This window comes from Ramlibacter sp. P4_H7, from assembly GCF_056400765.1.
In genome coordinates this window covers 211,107-227,114 of sequence record NZ_JBFUKP010000001.1, presented here as the reverse complement: position 1 = coordinate 227,114, position 16,008 = coordinate 211,107, and the positions used below count along the sequence as shown (strand labels likewise).

General features: G+C 69.9%; 12 protein-coding genes. 8 read left to right on the top strand and 4 right to left on the bottom strand.

Annotated elements, in window-relative coordinates; translation table 11 throughout:
• Positions 1–323 precede the first annotated feature (323 nt).
• Positions 324–1,565 carry an ABC transporter substrate-binding protein gene (locus tag AC1DSA_RS01110; RefSeq protein ID WP_477885184.1) on the bottom strand — a complete coding sequence of 414 codons (1,242 nt, stop codon included), beginning with the start codon at positions 1,563–1,565 and terminating at the stop codon, positions 324–326.
• Between the two features lie 115 nt (positions 1,566–1,680).
• Positions 1,681–3,201, bottom strand: coding sequence for an acetaldehyde dehydrogenase ExaC (exaC, locus tag AC1DSA_RS01105; RefSeq protein WP_477885182.1), 1,521 nt, complete (start codon positions 3,199–3,201; stop codon positions 1,681–1,683).
• A 258-nt stretch (positions 3,202–3,459) separates the two neighbouring features.
• Here exaC and AC1DSA_RS01100 point away from each other — a divergent pair, with 258 nt between their 5' ends.
• Positions 3,460–5,403: a sigma-54-dependent Fis family transcriptional regulator gene (locus AC1DSA_RS01100; RefSeq protein ID WP_477885180.1), complete on the top strand. Its 1,944-nt coding sequence runs from the start codon at positions 3,460–3,462 to the stop codon at positions 5,401–5,403.
• On the opposite strand, the gene AC1DSA_RS01095 is transcribed toward AC1DSA_RS01100, so the two are convergent.
• Complete coding sequence (locus AC1DSA_RS01095) at positions 5,400–6,425, bottom strand: AraC family transcriptional regulator (RefSeq protein ID WP_477885178.1); 1,026 nt, start codon at positions 6,423–6,425, stop codon at positions 5,400–5,402. The genes AC1DSA_RS01100 and AC1DSA_RS01095 overlap by 4 nt on opposite strands.
• 173 nt (positions 6,426–6,598) lie before the next feature.
• Between AC1DSA_RS01095 and AC1DSA_RS01090 the strand changes: the two genes are divergently transcribed.
• The 5 genes from AC1DSA_RS01090 to AC1DSA_RS01070 are packed head-to-tail and all read left to right on the top strand — an operon-like array spanning position 6,599 to position 12,819.
• A complete protein-coding gene (locus AC1DSA_RS01090; protein ID WP_477885176.1) occupies positions 6,599–8,221 on the top strand; it encodes a carboxyl transferase domain-containing protein in 1,623 nt (540 codons plus the stop codon).
• Positions 8,222–8,230: 9 nt separating this feature from the next.
• Positions 8,231–9,370 (top strand): acyl-CoA dehydrogenase family protein, encoded by a 1,140-nt coding sequence (locus tag AC1DSA_RS01085; protein ID WP_477885174.1) that lies wholly within the window; start codon positions 8,231–8,233, stop codon positions 9,368–9,370.
• Between the two features lie 11 nt (positions 9,371–9,381).
• The gene (locus AC1DSA_RS01080) at positions 9,382–10,167 is read left to right on the top strand and encodes an enoyl-CoA hydratase/isomerase family protein (protein WP_477885172.1); all 786 of its coding nucleotides are present in this window, start codon (positions 9,382–9,384) and stop codon (positions 10,165–10,167) included.
• Position 10,168: 1 nt separating this feature from the next.
• Complete coding sequence (locus AC1DSA_RS01075; protein ID WP_477885170.1) at positions 10,169–10,810, top strand: DUF4126 domain-containing protein; 642 nt, start codon at positions 10,169–10,171, stop codon at positions 10,808–10,810.
• 20 nt (positions 10,811–10,830) lie between these two features.
• The gene (locus AC1DSA_RS01070; RefSeq protein WP_477885168.1) at positions 10,831–12,819 is read left to right on the top strand and encodes an acetyl/propionyl/methylcrotonyl-CoA carboxylase subunit alpha; all 1,989 of its coding nucleotides are present in this window, start codon (positions 10,831–10,833) and stop codon (positions 12,817–12,819) included.
• A 151-nt stretch (positions 12,820–12,970) separates the two neighbouring features.
• Here the strand turns inward: AC1DSA_RS01070 and AC1DSA_RS01065 are convergent, their stop codons facing one another.
• Positions 12,971–14,047, bottom strand: coding sequence for an alpha/beta fold hydrolase (locus tag AC1DSA_RS01065; protein ID WP_477885166.1), 1,077 nt, complete (start codon positions 14,045–14,047; stop codon positions 12,971–12,973).
• An 86-nt stretch (positions 14,048–14,133) separates the two neighbouring features.
• Here AC1DSA_RS01065 and AC1DSA_RS01060 point away from each other — a divergent pair, with 86 nt between their 5' ends.
• The gene (locus AC1DSA_RS01060) at positions 14,134–15,054 is read left to right on the top strand and encodes a 2-hydroxyacid dehydrogenase (protein WP_477885164.1); all 921 of its coding nucleotides are present in this window, start codon (positions 14,134–14,136) and stop codon (positions 15,052–15,054) included.
• Between the two features lie 43 nt (positions 15,055–15,097).
• Positions 15,098–16,006 (top strand): hydroxymethylglutaryl-CoA lyase, encoded by a 909-nt coding sequence (locus AC1DSA_RS01055; RefSeq protein WP_477885162.1) that lies wholly within the window; start codon positions 15,098–15,100, stop codon positions 16,004–16,006.
• Positions 16,007–16,008: the final 2 nt, after the last annotated feature.

The following is a 16,008-nucleotide window of genomic DNA, read 5'->3' as shown; positions in this document are numbered from 1 at the left end:
GGGCGGGCTGCGGCGCGAATAAAGCACAGGCGCCTGCGGTGGGTGATCCCGCGACCCACGACGGCCGCGATGCAGTCATGGCTTGACGGGGTCGCGGGGTCGCCCAGCGCAGGGCATTCGGTAGTGCCGCGCAGCGGCGCGCCGAACGCCGTAGCCATCGCGCCGCAGCCCGCCCACGCGCAGCTTTGCCGCCCTGAACGCCAAAGCAACGGGCCCGCGGACCACCCACGCGCAGCTTTGCCGCCCCGAACGCCAAAGCAACGGGCCCGCGGACCACCCACGCGCAGCTTTGCCGCCCCGAATGCCAGTAGCGCCTCGGGGCGTTACTCCAGGTTCTTCGCCGCCGGACTCTCGCGCGAATACGCCGGCATGGCCAGGAAGGCCTTCGGCTCGTAGGTCCAGAACTGCGACACGTCCGGGATGGTCTCCACGATGGTGTTCACCAGCTGGCCGTCCTTGCGCTCCACCTTGCGGATGTAGATGTTCATCACCGGCTTCGAATATTCATCGAGGCGGATCGGTCCCATGGGCCCGCTGGTCAGCTTCGCAGTGTGCAGGGCGCGCACGAAGGCGGGCTTGTCCTCGAACTTGCCGTTGATGGATTTCAGTGCCGCTTCCAGCCACAGGCCCGCGGTGTAAGTGCCGGCGGTGTAGAAGCCGGGGGTCGCCTTGTATTCGGTCTGGATCGCTTTCACGAAGCGCTCGTTGTCGGGCGTCGCGATGCCGGCCGAATACCAGCTGGCCGAGTACACGCCCAGCGCCTCGTCGCCCATCAGCTTGAGAATGCCCTCGTCGACCGCCGTGGGGTTGCCCAGCACGATGGGTTTGAGCTGGTATTCCTTGTACTGCTTCAGGAAGCGCACGCCGTTGGTGCCGGCGAAGCCCGCGTACACGCCGTCGACGTTCTGCTTGAGCTGCGCGATGTAGTTGCCGTAGTCGGCGGCGTTCAAGGGCGGCCACAGGCGCTGCACGCCCTTGCCGCCGTTGTCTTCGAAGGACTTGAAGAAGCCGGCCGCGCCCTCGTGGCCGTAGGCGAAGTCGTCGGCGATCAGCGCCACGCGCTTCATGCCCAGCTTCTTCGCCGCGTACTGGCCCAGCACGTGCGTGGGCTGGGCCGCGGTGCCCACCGCGTGGATCACGTAGTCGTTCTTCTTCTGCTGCGCCAGGTCGTTCTGCGCCGCGGAGGTCGGCGTGATCAGCGGCACCTTGGCCTGCAGGATGTAGTCGTCGATCGCCAGCGCCTCGAAGGTGGCGAGCGGGCCGATGATGACGGCCACCTTCTCCTTTTCCACCAGCTCCTGCGTCTTGGTGCGCGCGCCGGCCGGATTGCCGCCGGTGTCGGCAATGACCAGGTCCACCTTGCGGCCGGCGAGCATGCCGCCGCGTTCCTTCAGCAGCAGCTGGATGCCTTCCTCCATCTGCCGGCCGCCGGCGGCCAGCGGGCCGGTGCGTACCGTGAGGAAGCCGACGCGCAGCGGTTCGTTCTGCGCGAGCGCGTTGCCCGACCACAGCAACGGTGCCGCCGCGAGGCTGGCGAGGGTGAAGGCACAAGAGCGACGCAGCATGGGACGGCTCCGGGAGCGGGTGGCGGGAGTGCAGGATAGGAGCTTCGCCCCCGCCGCGGACGGGGGTTAACACCAGCCTGTCCTCCCGCGCTCCGCGCTGGAGCCGCGGGCCGCGTCAGAAGAAGCCGAGCGCCTTCGGGCTGTAGCTCACGAGCAGGTTCTTGGTCTGCTGGTAGTGGTCCAGCATCACCTTGTGGGTCTCGCGGCCGATGCCCGATTCCTTGTAGCCGCCGAAGGCCGCGTGCGCCGGGTAGGCGTGGTAGCAGTTGGTCCACACGCGTCCCGCCTGGATGGCGCGGCCCATGCGGTAGGCGCGGCTGCCGTCGCGCGTCCAAACGCCGGCGCCCAGGCCGTATGGCGTGTCGTTGGCGATCTGCAGCGCGTCGGCCTCGTCCTTGAAGGTGGTGACCGCCAGCACGGGGCCGAAGATCTCCTCCTGGAAGATCCGCATCTTGTTGTGGCCCTTGAACAGCGTCGGCTGGATGTAGTACCCCTCGGCCAGGTCGCCTGGCAGCCTGGCGCGCTCGCCGCCGGCCAGCACCTGGGCGCCTTCCTCGCGCCCGAGCTTCAGGTAGGACTGGATCTTGTTCATCTGGTCCAGCGAGGCCTGCGCACCCATCATCGACTCGGTGTCCAGCGGGCTGCCCTGCTTGATCGCCTGCACGCGCTTCAAGGCGCGCTCCATGAAGCGCTCGTACACCGACTCCTGGATCAGCGCGCGCGACGGGCAGGTGCAGACCTCGCCCTGGTTGAACGCGAACAGCACCAGGCCCTCGATCGCCTTGTCGAGGAATTCGTCGTCCTGCGCCACCACGTCGTCGAAGAAGATGTTGGGCGACTTGCCGCCCAGCTCCAGCGTCGCCGGGATCAGGTTGGCCGCCGCCGCCTGCGCGATCACCTTGCCGGTGGCGGTGGAGCCGGTGAAAGCGATCTTGGCGATGCGCTTGCTGCTGGCCAGCGGCATGCCCGCTTCCTTGCCGTAGCCGTTGACCACGTTCAGCACGCCGGGCGGCAGCAGGTCGGCGATCAGTTCCACCAGCACGAGGATGGAGACGGGGGTGGATTCCGCGGGTTTCAGGATCACGCAGTTGCCGGCGGCCAGCGCGGGCGCCAGCTTCCACGCCGCCATCAGGATCGGGAAGTTCCAGGGAATGATCTGGCCGACGACGCCCAGCGGCTCGTGGTAGTGGTAGGCCACGGTGTCGTGGTCGATCTCGCTCAGGCTGCCTTCCTGCGCGCGCAGGCAGCCGGCGAAGTAGCGGAAGTGGTCGGAGCTCAGCGGAATGTCGGCGTTGAGCGTCTCGCGGATCGCCTTGCCGTTGTCCACGGTCTCCGCGTACGCCAGCTTCTCCAGGTTGGCGTCGATGCGGTCGGCGATCTTCAGCAGGACGTTGGCACGCTCGCCGGCCGGCACGCGACCCCACTTGGGCGCGGCCTCGTGCGCGGCGTCCAGCGCGCGCTCGATGTCCTCGGCCGTCGACCGCGCGGCCTGCGTGAAGGGCATGCCGTTGATGGGGCTGATCACGTCGAAGTACTGGCCGCGCACCGGCGGCACGAACTTGCCGCCGATGAAGTTGTCGTAGCGGCTCTTGAAGGCGACGGGGGCGCCGGCGGCGCCTGGCTTGGCATAGAGCATGTCTTGTCTCCGGAAAGTGGATGGGCGAAGGAGCAGCCAAAGGGCGCTTCCGTCTCCTGCATTGCACGGCCGGTGCCAGCGCCGGGTTCGGCCGCGAAATGGCTGCAAGCCTGCAGAAAGGAAGCGGCCTTACGGTGGCTGCAGTGCAGGCGTGGCGCAGGTGGCTGCCACGGTTGTGCCAGAACGGGACAGGTCGCCCCTTTTTCCGGCTGAACCGGGACACACCGGTGCCGCATATTCCGCCACAGGAGACAAGCCATGACGCGGACCACCGCCATGCAGGAGCGTCCCGCCGCGCGCGGGCTGCGGCTCGCGCGCCGCCAGCTGATGGAGCGCGGCGAGCTGGCGCGCGAACTGGTGGGCCCGGAGCTGGCGCCGTCCTGGCTGCGCAGCTGGCAGGCCGGCCTGCTGCCCAGCGGCCGCATGCCCGGCGCGCCGCATGCCTCCGGCGCCCAGCTGGCGCGCGCGATGGAACTGCAGCGCGAACTGGTGGCGCACGCGCGCCCCGCCATGGAGTTCCTGGCCGAGCACACCGAAGGCACCGAGAGCATGGTCATCCTGGCCGGCGCCGACGGCCTGGTGCTGCAGGCGCTGGGTGACCTGCATTTCCTCAGCCGCGCGGAGCGCGTGGCGCTGCGCCCCGGCGCCACCTGGTGCGAACAGCACCGCGGCACCAACGCGATCGGCACCGCGCTGGCCGACGGCCAGCCGGTGGTGGTGCACGGCGACGAGCACTACCTGGAACGCAACGGCTTCCTCACCTGCGCCGCCGCCCCCATCGTCGCGCCCTCCGGCACCGTGCTGGGCGTGCTGGACGTGTCGGGCGATCACCGCGGCTACCACCGCCACACCATCGGCCTGGTGCGCTCGGCCGCCCGCATGATCGAGCACCGCCTGTTCGAGACGCGGCACGACCCGCGCCACTGGCCCGGCGTGGTGCTGCGGCTGCACGCGCAGCCGGAGGGCATCGGCACGCTCACCGAAGGACTGCTGGCGGTGCGGGAGGACGGCAGCCTGGCCGGCGCCAACCGCACGGCGCTGCAGATGCTCGGCCTGCCCTGGAACGCCCTCGTACGCACCGCGCTGGCGGACGTGATCGAGGAGCCGCTATCGCTGCTGCTCGACTGCTTCGTGCGCGCGCCTTCGGCGCCACGCAGCGTGCATGGGCGTGACGGCCAGGCCTTCTGGGCGCGCATCGAGACGGCAAGGCCGCTGCAGGCGCACCGCCCGCGATCGCCGGAAGCGGTCAGCGAAGTATTGCCGCAGGATGCGCTGGCGGCGCTGGACACCGGCGATGCGGCGATGCGCGCAACGCTGGCGCGGGCACGCAAGCTGGCCGGCAGCGGCATTCCCTTGCTGGTGCAGGGCGAGTCGGGCGCCGGCAAGGAAGTGCTGGCGCGCGCCATGCACGAGAGCAGCCCGCGCCGGGGCCAGGCCTTCGTCGCCGTCAACTGCGCGGCGCTGCCCGAAGCGCTGATCGAGGCCGAGCTGTTCGGCTACGAGCGCGGCGCCTTCACCGGCGCGGCTCGCGAGGGCGCGCTGGGCCGCATCCGCGAGGCGCAGGGCGGCACGCTGTTCCTCGACGAGATCGGCGACATGCCGCTGGCGATGCAGACGCGGCTGCTGCGCGTGCTGCAGGACCGGCAGGTGAGCCCGCTGGGCGGCGGCAAGCCGGTGCCGGTGGACTTCTGGCTGATCTGCGCGACCCACCGCGACCTGCGCGCGCAGATCGAGGCCGGGCAGTTCCGCGAAGACCTGTTCTACCGCCTGAACGGCTTCACGCTCAAGGTGCCGGCGCTGCGCGCGCGCAGCGACCTGCCGGAGTTGCTGCAGCAGGACCTGCGCCGCCTGCTGCCGCAGCGCGAGATCGGCATCGCCCCGGATCTGCTGGCGGCCCTGCGCGCCCACGCCTGGCCGGGCAACCTGCGGCAGCTGTCCAGCGTGCTGCGCACCGCCTGCGCGCTGCTGGAGCCGCATGAAGCGCAGATCGGCTGGCAGCACCTGTGCGACGACTTCGCGCAGGAACTGCGCGGCGCCGCCGCGCCTGCGGCGGAGGCGGAGCCGCCGGAAGACCTGCGCAGCCTGTCGCTGCGCGCGATCCAGCGCTGCGTGCAGGAAGTCGAGGGCAACATGTCGGAGGCGGCGCGCCGGCTGGGGATCAGCCGCAACACGCTGTACAGAAAGCTGGCGGGGGACGCCTAGCCCGCGTCGCGGAACGCCGCCGGCGTCACGCCGACCCACTCCTTGAACGCGCGGCCGAAGCTCTTCTCGTTGCGGAAGCCCACGGCGGCGGCCACCTGCTTGACCGGCTTGTCGGTGCGGTAGAGCAGGTCCTTGGCGCGCTCCAGCCGCACCTCGTCCTTCAGCTGCTGCAGGCTCGCGCCTTCTTCCTTGAGCTGCCGGTGCAGCGTGCGCGGCGACACGTGCAGCACTCCCGCCAGCGCGTCCGCGCTGTGGCTGCGCTCCGGATGCGCGGCCAGCACCTGGCGCACCTGCGGCACCAGCAGTCGATCGCGCCGGTACTGCAGCACGGTGATCGACAGCGCCCGCTGCAGCATCTGCGCCAGCGCCTTCTCGTCGCGCCGCAGCGGCAGCTTCAGGTACTGCGCATCGAAGCGGATGGCGGCGCGCGGCGCGTCGAACTGCAGCGGGCCCGGGAACATGTGCGCATAGGCGTCGGCGTGCGGCGGCGCCGGGAACGGGAAGGCCGCGCCCTGCAGCGGGATGCGCGAGTCGATGTACCAGCAGGCCAGCCCGTGGATGTTGCGCAGCACGAAGGCCAGGCTCAGCTCGCGGATCTCGGCCGGCAGGGGACTGCGCTCCTCCAGCCGGATCTCGGCGACCGCGCCGCTCACCTCCACGGAGAGCTGCACGTCATCGGTCAGCAGGCCATGGTGGCGGCACCAGCGCTTGAGCGCCACGCCCAGGTGGGCTGCGGTCAGCGACGCGCGCGCCAGCATGCCGTAGCTGCCCCAGGGCAGCCGCCGGCCGAAGGCGCCCAGGCCCTCGTCGTCCAGCTCCTGCATGGCCGCGCCGGACAGGATCTCCATCTGGCGCGAGGTCATCCGGCCGTCCGGCTGCCTCAGCTGCGCTGGCGTGATCTGTGCCAGGCGCAAGGCCCCGTCCGGGTCGCTGCCGTGGCGCCGGTAGGCCGCCGCGATGGCTCGGGCGAAGGCCATGGGCGTGACGGCGGCAGGGCTGCGCTGGCGGGCGGCGGCGGGCATGGCCCGGAGTCTAGCGCCGTGGCAGGATTTGCACCCAGCGGGGCAAGCCCTGCGCGCGGGGATGGGACTAAGCTCCGGGGAACGCCTTCCCCTGAACGCAGTCGGATTGCAGGGGAGCGCCCCCACCCTAGCCCTCCCCCCGCGGGGGAGGGGACAAGAAGCCAGGAGACACAGTGCCGGTTCTCGCAACGCAGCTCAATTCCCGGTCCGCGGACTTCCAGGCCAACGCCGCCGCGATGCAGGCGCTGGTGGACGACCTCAACGCGCAGGTGGCCGTGCACGCAGCCGGCGGCGGCGAGGCGGCGCGCAAGAAGCACGAGTCGCGCGGCAAGCTGCCGCCGCGCGAGCGCGTGCAGATGCTGCTGGACCCGGGCACGCCCTTCCTGGAAATCGGACCGCTGGCGGCGCACGGCATGTACCTGGAAAAGGACGGCGGCATGGCCGCGCCCTGCGCCGGCATGATCGCCGGCATCGGCCGGGTGAGCGGCATCGACTGCATGGTGGTGTGCAACGACGCCACCGTGAAGGGCGGCACCTACTACCCGATGACGGTGAAGAAGCACCTGCGGGCGCAGGAGATCGCCGCGCAGAACCGGCTGCCCTGCATCTACCTGGTGGACTCGGGCGGCGCCAACCTGCCCAACCAGGACGAGGTGTTCCCGGACCGCGAGCACTTCGGCCGCATCTTCTACAACCAGGCCAACCTCTCCGCGCAGGGCATCGCCCAGATCGCCGTGGTGATGGGCTCCTGCACCGCCGGCGGCGCGTACGTACCGGCGATGAGCGACGAGACCATCATCGTCAAGGAGCAGGGCACCATCTTCCTGGGCGGCCCGCCGCTGGTGAAGGCCGCCATCGGCGAGATCGTGAGCGCCGAGGACCTGGGTGGCGGCGACGTGCACACGCGGCTGTCCGGCGTGGCCGACCACCTGGCGATGAACGACGAGCACGCGCTGGCGATCGCGCGCCAGGCGGTGGCGACGCTCAACCGGCCGAAGGAGCCGCCGGTACAGCTGCGCAAGCCGCTGCCGCCGAAGTACGACGGGCGCGAGCTGTACGGCGTGATCCCGACCGATGCCCGCAAGCCCTTCGACGTGCGCGAGATCATCGCCCGCATCGTCGACGGCTCCGAGTTCCACGAGTTCAAGGCGCGCTACGGCACGACCCTGGTGTGCGGCTTCGCGCACGTGGAGGGCATGCCGGTGGGCATCGTCGCTAACAACGGCATCCTGTTCTCCGAGTCGGCGCAGAAGGGCGCGCACTTCATCGAGCTGTGCTGCCAGCGCAAGGTGCCGCTGCTGTTCCTGCAGAACATCACCGGCTTCATGGTGGGCCGCAAGTACGAGAGCGAGGGCATCGCCCGCCACGGCGCCAAGATGGTGACGGCCGTGGCCACCGCCACCGTGCCCAAGTTCACCATCATCATCGGCGGCAGCTACGGCGCCGGCAATTACGGCATGTGCGGCCGCGCGTACTCGCCGCGCTTCCTGTGGATGTGGCCCAGCGCGCGCATCTGCGTGATGGGCGCCGAGCAGGCCGCCAGCGTGCTGGCCACCGTCAAGCGCGACGGCATCGAGGGGCGCGGCGGCAGCTGGAGCAGCGAGGAAGAGGCCGCCTTCAAGCAGCCGATCCTGGACCAGTTCGGCCGCCAGTCGCATCCCTACTACTCCAGCGCACGGCTGTGGGACGACGGCGTGATCGATCCGGCGGACACGCGCCGCGTGCTGGCGCTGGGACTGTCCGCTTCGCTGAACGCGCCGATCGGCGAGCCGAAATTCGGCGTCTTCCGCATGTAAGGGCGCGCGATGAGCAACATCTCCATCTACGACACGCCCGAGCACGAACTGCTGCGCGACCAGCTCGCGCGCTTCATCGCGAAAGAGGTCGAGCCGCACGGCCAGCAGTGGGAGGAGCAGGGTTTCGTGCCGCGCGAGGTGATGCGCCGCATGGGCGCGGCCGGCATGCTGGGCCTGATGTGGGAACCGCAGTACGGCGGCGGCGGCGCCGACGCGATGACCAACCTGGTGTTCGCCGAGGCGCTGTCGCAGTCCACCTTCGCCGGCTTCATCATCACCGTGCTGGTCCACACCGACATGGCCGGGCCGCACCTGCACCATGCGGGCAGCCCGGCGCAGAAGGACAAGTACCTGCGTGCACTCGCTGCCGGCGAGAAGGTCTGCGCCGTCGCGATCACCGAGCCGGGCGCGGGCTCCGACGTCGCCGGCATCCGCACCAGCGCGCGGCGCGACGGCGACCATTGGGTGCTCAACGGCACCAAGATGTTCATCACCAACGGTGTGCATGCCGACCTGTACTTCGTCGCGGCGAAGTCAGGCCCGGGCAAGCGCGAGGTGTCGATGTTCATCGTCGAGAAGGGCACGCCCGGCTTCAGCGTCGGCCGCGCGCTCAAGAAGACCGGCTGGCTGTCCTCCGACACGGCCGAACTGGTGTTCGACAACGTGCGCATCCCCGCAGCCAACCTGCTGGGCGAGGAGGGCAAGGGCTTCTACTCGGTGATGAAGAACTTCCAGACCGAGCGCATCGCGCTGGCCGCGATGGCGGTCGGCCACTGCCAGCAGGCGCTGAAGCTCACGCTGGACTACGTGCGGCAACGCCAGGCCTTCGGCGGACTGCTGTGGGACCAGCAGGTGATCCGCCAGCGCCTGTCCATGCTCGATGCGAAGACGCGCGCGGCGCGGCAGTTCATGTACCACTGCGCCTGGCGCGTCACGCAGGGCCACGACATCGTGCAGGACGTCTCCATGCTCAAGGCGCTCACCGGCGAGCTGGTCAACGAGGTGGTGCAGGCCTGCCAGCAGTTCCACGGCGGCATGGGCTACATCCGCGAGACGGCGGTGGAGCGGCTGTGGCGCGATGCGCGCGTGCTGGCCATCGGCGGCGGCGCCACCGAGGTGATGCTGGAAGAAGTGGCCAAGCGGTATTGAAGGACCCTGCGATGAAACACCTGACCCTCAGCTTCGACCGTGGTGTCGAGACCGTCACGCTCAACCGACCCGAAGTCCGCAACGCCTTCAACGACGAGGTGATCGCCGAACTGACGGCGGTGTTCGGCGAACTCGCCAAGCGCGACGAGGTCCGCTGCATCGTGCTGGCCGGCAACGGCCCCGCCTTCTGCGCCGGCGCCGACCTCAACTGGATGAAGCGCATGGCCACCTACACGCGCGAGGAAAACCTGGCGGACGCCTCCCAGCTCGCGCGCATGCTGGAGGTACTCTTCCACTGCCCCAAGCCCACCATCGCCAAGGTGCAGGGCGACGTGTACGCCGGCGGCACCGGGCTGGTGGCGGCCTGCGACATCGCGGTGTCGGTGGACACGGCGCAGTACTGCCTGAGCGAAGTGCGCCTGGGGCTCATCCCCGCCACCATCAGTCCGTACGTGATCCGCGCGATGGGCGCGCGCGCCGCGCACCGCTGGTTCCTCACGGCCGAACGCTTCGATGCCGCCGAGGCGCTGCGCATCGGCTTCGTGCACGAGGTGGTGAAGGCCGAAGCGCTGGATGCGAAGACGGCCGAGATCGCGCAGGCGCTGGTGAACGCCGGGCCCGAGGCGGTGAAGGCCTGCAAGAAGCTGCTGCACGACGTGGCGGGCCAAGAGATCACCGCGGGCCTGGTGCGCCGCACGGTGGAAGGCATCGCCGAAATCCGCGCCAGCGACGAAGGCCGCGAAGGCATCCAGTCCTTCCTCGGCAAGCGCAAACCGAACTGGTTGCCCGGGGCCTGACATGCCGGACGCGCTGTCCCACCTGGTCGATACCCCGCAGCTCGTCGCGCTGGCGGCGGCGCTGGGCTGGGCGAGCGGGTTCCGGCTCTATGCCGCCGTGTTCCTCACGGGGATGGCCGGCTGGATGGGTTGGGTGCAGCTGCCCGCGGGGCTGCACGTGCTGCAGCACCCGGCCGTGCTGGTGGCCAGCGGCTTCATGCTGTTCGTGGAGTTCTTCGCCGACAAGATTCCCTTCGTGGATTCGATGTGGGATGCGGTGCACACGGTGATCCGCATCCCGGCGGGAGCGGCGCTGGCGGCCGGCGCGCTCGGCGCCGACAGCCAGGCGATGACCTGGATCGCGGCGCTGCTGGGCGGCAGCCTGGCCGCGACCAGCCATGCGACCAAGATGACGACGCGGGCGGCGGTCAACACCTCGCCCGAGCCCTTCTCCAACGTGGCGGTGTCGCTGGCGGAAGACGGGCTGGTGGTGTTCATGCTGTGGCTGTCGGCCACGCATCCGGCACTCTTCGCGGTGGTGCTGCTGGTGAGCATCGTGCTCGCCGTGATCCTGCTGGTGGTGCTGGTCAAGTTCCTGCGCGCGGTGGCGCAAGGGGTGGGCGGATTCTTCAAGGGGCGGCCGATGCCGCGCGAACTGGGCTGATCGCCCCGAAAGCAAACGACATGTTCCGAAAAATCCTGATCGCGAACCGCGGCGAAATCGCCTGCCGGGTGGCTGCAACGGCACGTCGCATGGCGATCAAGACCGTGGCCGTGTACTCCGATGCCGATGCGAATGCCAAGCACGTGCAGGCCTGCGACGAGGCGGTGCACATCGGCGGCAGCGCGCCCAAGGACAGCTACCTGCGCTGGGAACGCATCATCGAAGCCGCCCGTGCCACCGGCGCGGAAGCGATCCACCCCGGTTACGGCTTCCTGAGCGAGAACGAGGCCTTCGCCGCCGCCTGCGCCGAAGCGGGCCTGGTCTTCATCGGCCCGCCCGCCTCGGCCATCCAGGCGATGGGCCTGAAGGCGGAGTCCAAGCAGCTGATGGAAAAGGCGGGCGTCCCGCTGGTGCCGGGCTACCACGGCGCCGACCAGGATCCGGCGCTGCTGCAGCGTGAAGCGGACCGCATCGGCTATCCGGTGCTGATCAAGGCCAGCGCGGGCGGCGGCGGCAAGGGCATGCGGGCGGTGGACAAGGCCGCCGATTTCGCCGCCGCGCTCGCGTCCTGCCAGCGCGAGGCGCGCAGCAGCTTCGGTGACGATGCGGTGCTGGTGGAGAAGTACGTCACCCGGCCGCGCCACATCGAGATCCAGGTGTTCGGCGACACGCTGGGCAACTACGTCTACCTGTTCGAGCGCGACTGCTCGGTGCAGCGGCGCCACCAGAAGGTGCTGGAAGAGGCGCCCGCGCCCGGCATGACCGAAGCGCTGCGTCGCCAGATGGGCGAGGCCGCCGTGGCCGCGGCGCGCGCGGTGAAGTACGTCGGCGCCGGTACCGTCGAATTCATCGTCGAACAGCGCCATGGGGAGATGCACTTCTTCTTCATGGAGATGAACACGCGCCTGCAGGTGGAGCATCCGGTCACCGAGGCGATCACGGGCCTGGACCTGGTGGAGTGGCAGCTGCGCGTGGCCGCCGGCGAGCCGCTGCCGCTGCAGCAGGCCGAACTGCGCATCCACGGGCATGCGATCGAGGCGCGCATCTGCGCCGAGAACCCGGACAACAACTTCCTGCCGGCGACCGGCACGCTGCACGTGTACCGCAAGCCGCCGCACACCGCGTTCCAGCGCGGCAGCGTGCGCGTGGACGACGGCGTGCGCGAAGGCGATGCGATCTCGCCCTTCTACGACTCGATGATCGCCAAGCTGATCGTGCATGGTGCCACGCGCGCCGAGGCGCTCGCGCGGCTGGACGATGCGCTGGCCGCGACCCACATCGTCGGGCTGGCCACCAACGTGCAGTTCCTGCGCCACGTGGTGAAGAGCCGCTCGTTCGCGCAGGCCGACCTGGACACCGCGCTGATCCAGCGCGAGGCCGCGGTGCTGTTCCAGCAGCAGCCGGTGGGGCTGGAGCTGGCCGCCGCCTGCGCGGTGGCCAAGACGCTGCTGGACGAGCAGGTGCTGGCCGGGGACGACCCGTTCAGCCGCCGCGACGGCTGGCGTTCGCACGGCGCCGCGACGCGCCGGCTGGAGTTCGACTTCGGCGGCCAGCACACCAAGGCGGAACTGGACACGCTGCACGATGGCGCGCTGGTGCTGGCGGTCAATGGCCAGGCGGCGCCGCTGTCATTCACCGCGGCCGGCGACACGCTGGAGGTGCGTTACGCCGGCCAGCACACGCGCGCGGTGGTCTACACCCTGGGCGAGTCCGATCACGTGTTCACGGCGGAAGGCGCGACGCAGATCGTGTCCATCGACCTGCTCGCGCACGCGGGCGACAGCGCCGCCGATAGCGGCCGGCTGACGGCGCCGATGCCGGGCAAGGTGGTGTCGTTCTCGGTGAAGGCCGGCGACAAGGTGCGCAAGGGCCAGGCGCTGGCGGTGATGGAGGCGATGAAGATGGAGCACACCATCGCCGCACCGGCCGACGGCACCGTTGCCGAGGTGCTCTATGCGCCGGGGGACCAGGTGGCCGAGGGGGCGGAGCTGCTGAAGCTGGGCGCGTGAGCTGGGGTTCGGCTTCGCGCTCACCGCCAGCCTACGGCGCGGGGCTCAAGTGAGCTGGGGTTCGGCTTCGCGCTCACCGCCAGCCTACGGCGCGGGGCTCAAGCAGGACGTAGGCTGGGGTGAGCCCGAAGGCGAACCCCAGCGATCCCGATCACATCCCCGATCGCGGCGCGCTTTTCAGCACGGCATCGAGTTCCTGCTTCCAGAAGCGCGCGCTCCCCGTGGTGCCATGACCGAGCGTCTGGTCGCTGGCCGGGATCACGTAGGCGCGGCCGTTCTTCACGCGCTTGATCTCGCGGTCCAGGATGCCCAGCTCCACCGGGTTGCGCTCGTCGTCGGCCGAGTTGATGGCCAGCAGCGTCGCGGTGATCTTCTCCAGGCCGGGCGACGGGTTGTAGTCGGCCGAGGATTCCCACTGCAGCAAGTGGTCGTTGGCGTCGGCGACCATGGCCCCGGGCTTCAGCCGCGCCTCCAGCGCCGCGTCGGCCTTTTCACGCGTCGGGCCGGCCTTCATGTACGAATGGTTGCCGCCGTTGGTGGCGGTGGCGAAGAACACCGAGGCGAGCTGGAAGCCGGGCGGCTGCGACGTGTAGTTGCCGTTGTTCCAGGCCGGGTCGCGGCGGATCGATTCGGTCAGCAGGCGGCGCAGCATCCAGTTGCGCCCGGACATGGCCGTGGGCAGCGAGGCCATCGGCACGGCGACGTCCATCATGGCGGGGTACTTCTGCGCCCAGATCCAGGTCTGCATGCCGCCCATGGAATTGCCGATCACCAGCCGCAGGTGCTTGATGCCCAGGTGCTCGGTGACGAGCCGGTACTGCGCATCGACCATGTCGTCGTAGTTGTACTTGGGGAAGTTCATGCGCAGGCCGTCCGAGGGCTTGCTGGAGCGGCCGGTGCCGACCGCGTCCGTGAGGATGATGAAGTACTTGCTGGCGTCCAGCGGCTGGCCCGGCCCGAACAGTTCGCCCGCGAAGTTGGGGTTCAGCATGCTGGCCGCCGAGCCCGTGGTGCCGTGCAGCACCAGCACCGGCTGGCCCGTGGGCTCGCCCACCGTGCTGTACGCGAGCTTCAGCTCCGGCAGCACCTGGCCGCTGTGGAACTTGAAGTCCTTGACGGTCCAGACGCCTTGCTTCGGCGCGGGATAGTCGGCGGCGATCGCCTGGAAGGCGGCAAGCAGCAGGGCGGCGAATGCCAGCCCGAAGCCGCGCAGGAAGTGGCGCTTCATCGTGTCTCCTGGTTTGTTGGAACAACGGCCGCGGCAGCTTCGCACCGCGGATGGGTCAGCGTCAAGCCTCCGCCACAATAGCCGCCATGCGCATCACCGTCTGCTGCACCGACACCAAGATCGCGCCCTGGCTGGAGGGCTTGCGCGCCGCGCTGCCTGGCGCCGAGGTGGAAGACTGGCGCCCCGGCGCGCCCCAGGCCGACCACGCCGTGGTCTGGGCGCCGCCCCAGCAGTTCCTGGACGAGCAGGCGGGGCTGAAGGGCATCTTCAACATCGGCGCCGGCGTGGACGCCTTGATGAAGCTGCGGCTTCCACCCGAGGCGGTGCTGGTTCGGCTCGATGACGCCGGCATGTCGGTGCAGATGGCGGAGTTCGTCTGCCATGCGCTGGTCCGGCACTTCCGCGAGCTCGACGGCTACGAGCGCGATGCGGCCGCCGGCAAGTGGGGCTTCCGCAAGCCGCGGGTGCGCGCCGACTTCCCGGTGGGCGTGCTGGGCCTGGGCGTGCTGGGCCAGCGGGTGGCGCAGTCCGTCGCGGCCTTCGAGTTCCCGGTGCGCGGCTGGAGCCGCAGCGCCCGGACCCTGGCGGGCGTGGATTGCTTCGCCGGCGAGGCGCAGTTCGACGCGTTCCTGGCAGGCACCCGCGTGCTGGTGAACCTGCTGCCGCTGACGCCGGAGACCGAGAACCTCCTGGACCGCGCGACCCTGTCGCGCCTGCTGCCCGGCGGCTACGTCATCAACGTCGCGCGCGGGGCGCACCTGGTCGATGCCGACCTGATCGCCCTGCTGGACAGCGGCCATCTCGCGGGTGCGGCGCTGGACGTGTTCCGCACCGAGCCGCTGCCCGCCCAGCATCCCTTCTGGCGCCACCCGAAGATCACGGTGACGCCGCATACCTCGGCGCGGACGCTGCGCGACGAGAGCATCGCCCAGATCGCGCACAAGATCCGCGCCTTCGAGCGCGGAGAACCCATCGCCGGCGTGGTCGACCGGTACAAGGGATATTGAGTCGCGCCCGGGCACGTGCCGCGGTGCGTAGGAGAATGAAGTGATGAACACCCCCAGCAAGGTCAAGCTCGTCGACGTGGGCCCGCGCGACGGCCTGCAGAACGAGAAGGAGCCGGTGCCCGCCGCGGTGAAGATCGAACTGGTCCACCGGCTGCAGGACGCCGGGCTGACCGAGATCGAGGTCACCAGCTTCGTGTCGCCCAAGTGGGTGCCGCAGATGGCCGACAACGCCGAGGTGATGGCGGGCATCCGCCGCAAGCCGGGCGTGCGCTATTCGGTGCTCACGCCCAACATGAAGGGCTTCGAGGCGGCGCTCGCGTCGAGGCCGGACGAGATCGTGGTGTTCGGCGCGGCCAGCGAGGCCTTCAGCCAGCGCAACATCAACTGCTCGATCGCCGAGAGCATCGAACGCTTCGCGCCGGTGGTGAAGGCGGCCCGCGAGCGCGGCATCCACGTGCGCGGCGCCATCTCCGTCGCCGTGGGCTGTCCCTACCAGGGCGAGGTACAACCCAAGGGCGTGGAGCTGGTCGCGCGGCTGATGAAGGAGATCGGCGTGCAGCACGTGGGCGTGGCCGACACCATCGGCGTCGGCACGCCGCGCAAGGTGCAGGCGGCGATGGAAGCCGCGCTGAAGCACTACGCGATCGACGACGTGTCCGGCCACTTCCACGACACCTACGGGCAGGCGCTGGCGAACACCCTGGCCTGCCTGGAGATGGGTGTCTGGCAGTACGACACCTCCGTCGCCGGACTGGGCGGCTGCCCTTATGCCAAGGGCGCCACCGGCAACGTGGCGAGCGAAGACGTGGTGTACCTGCTGCGCGGCATGGAGATCGACACCGGCATCGACCTGGACAAGCTGATCGACGCCGGCAAGTTCATCAGCGACCACCTGGGCCGCAAGCCCAACTCGCGCGCGGCGACCGCGATCCTGAACAAGAGGGCCGGCTGACG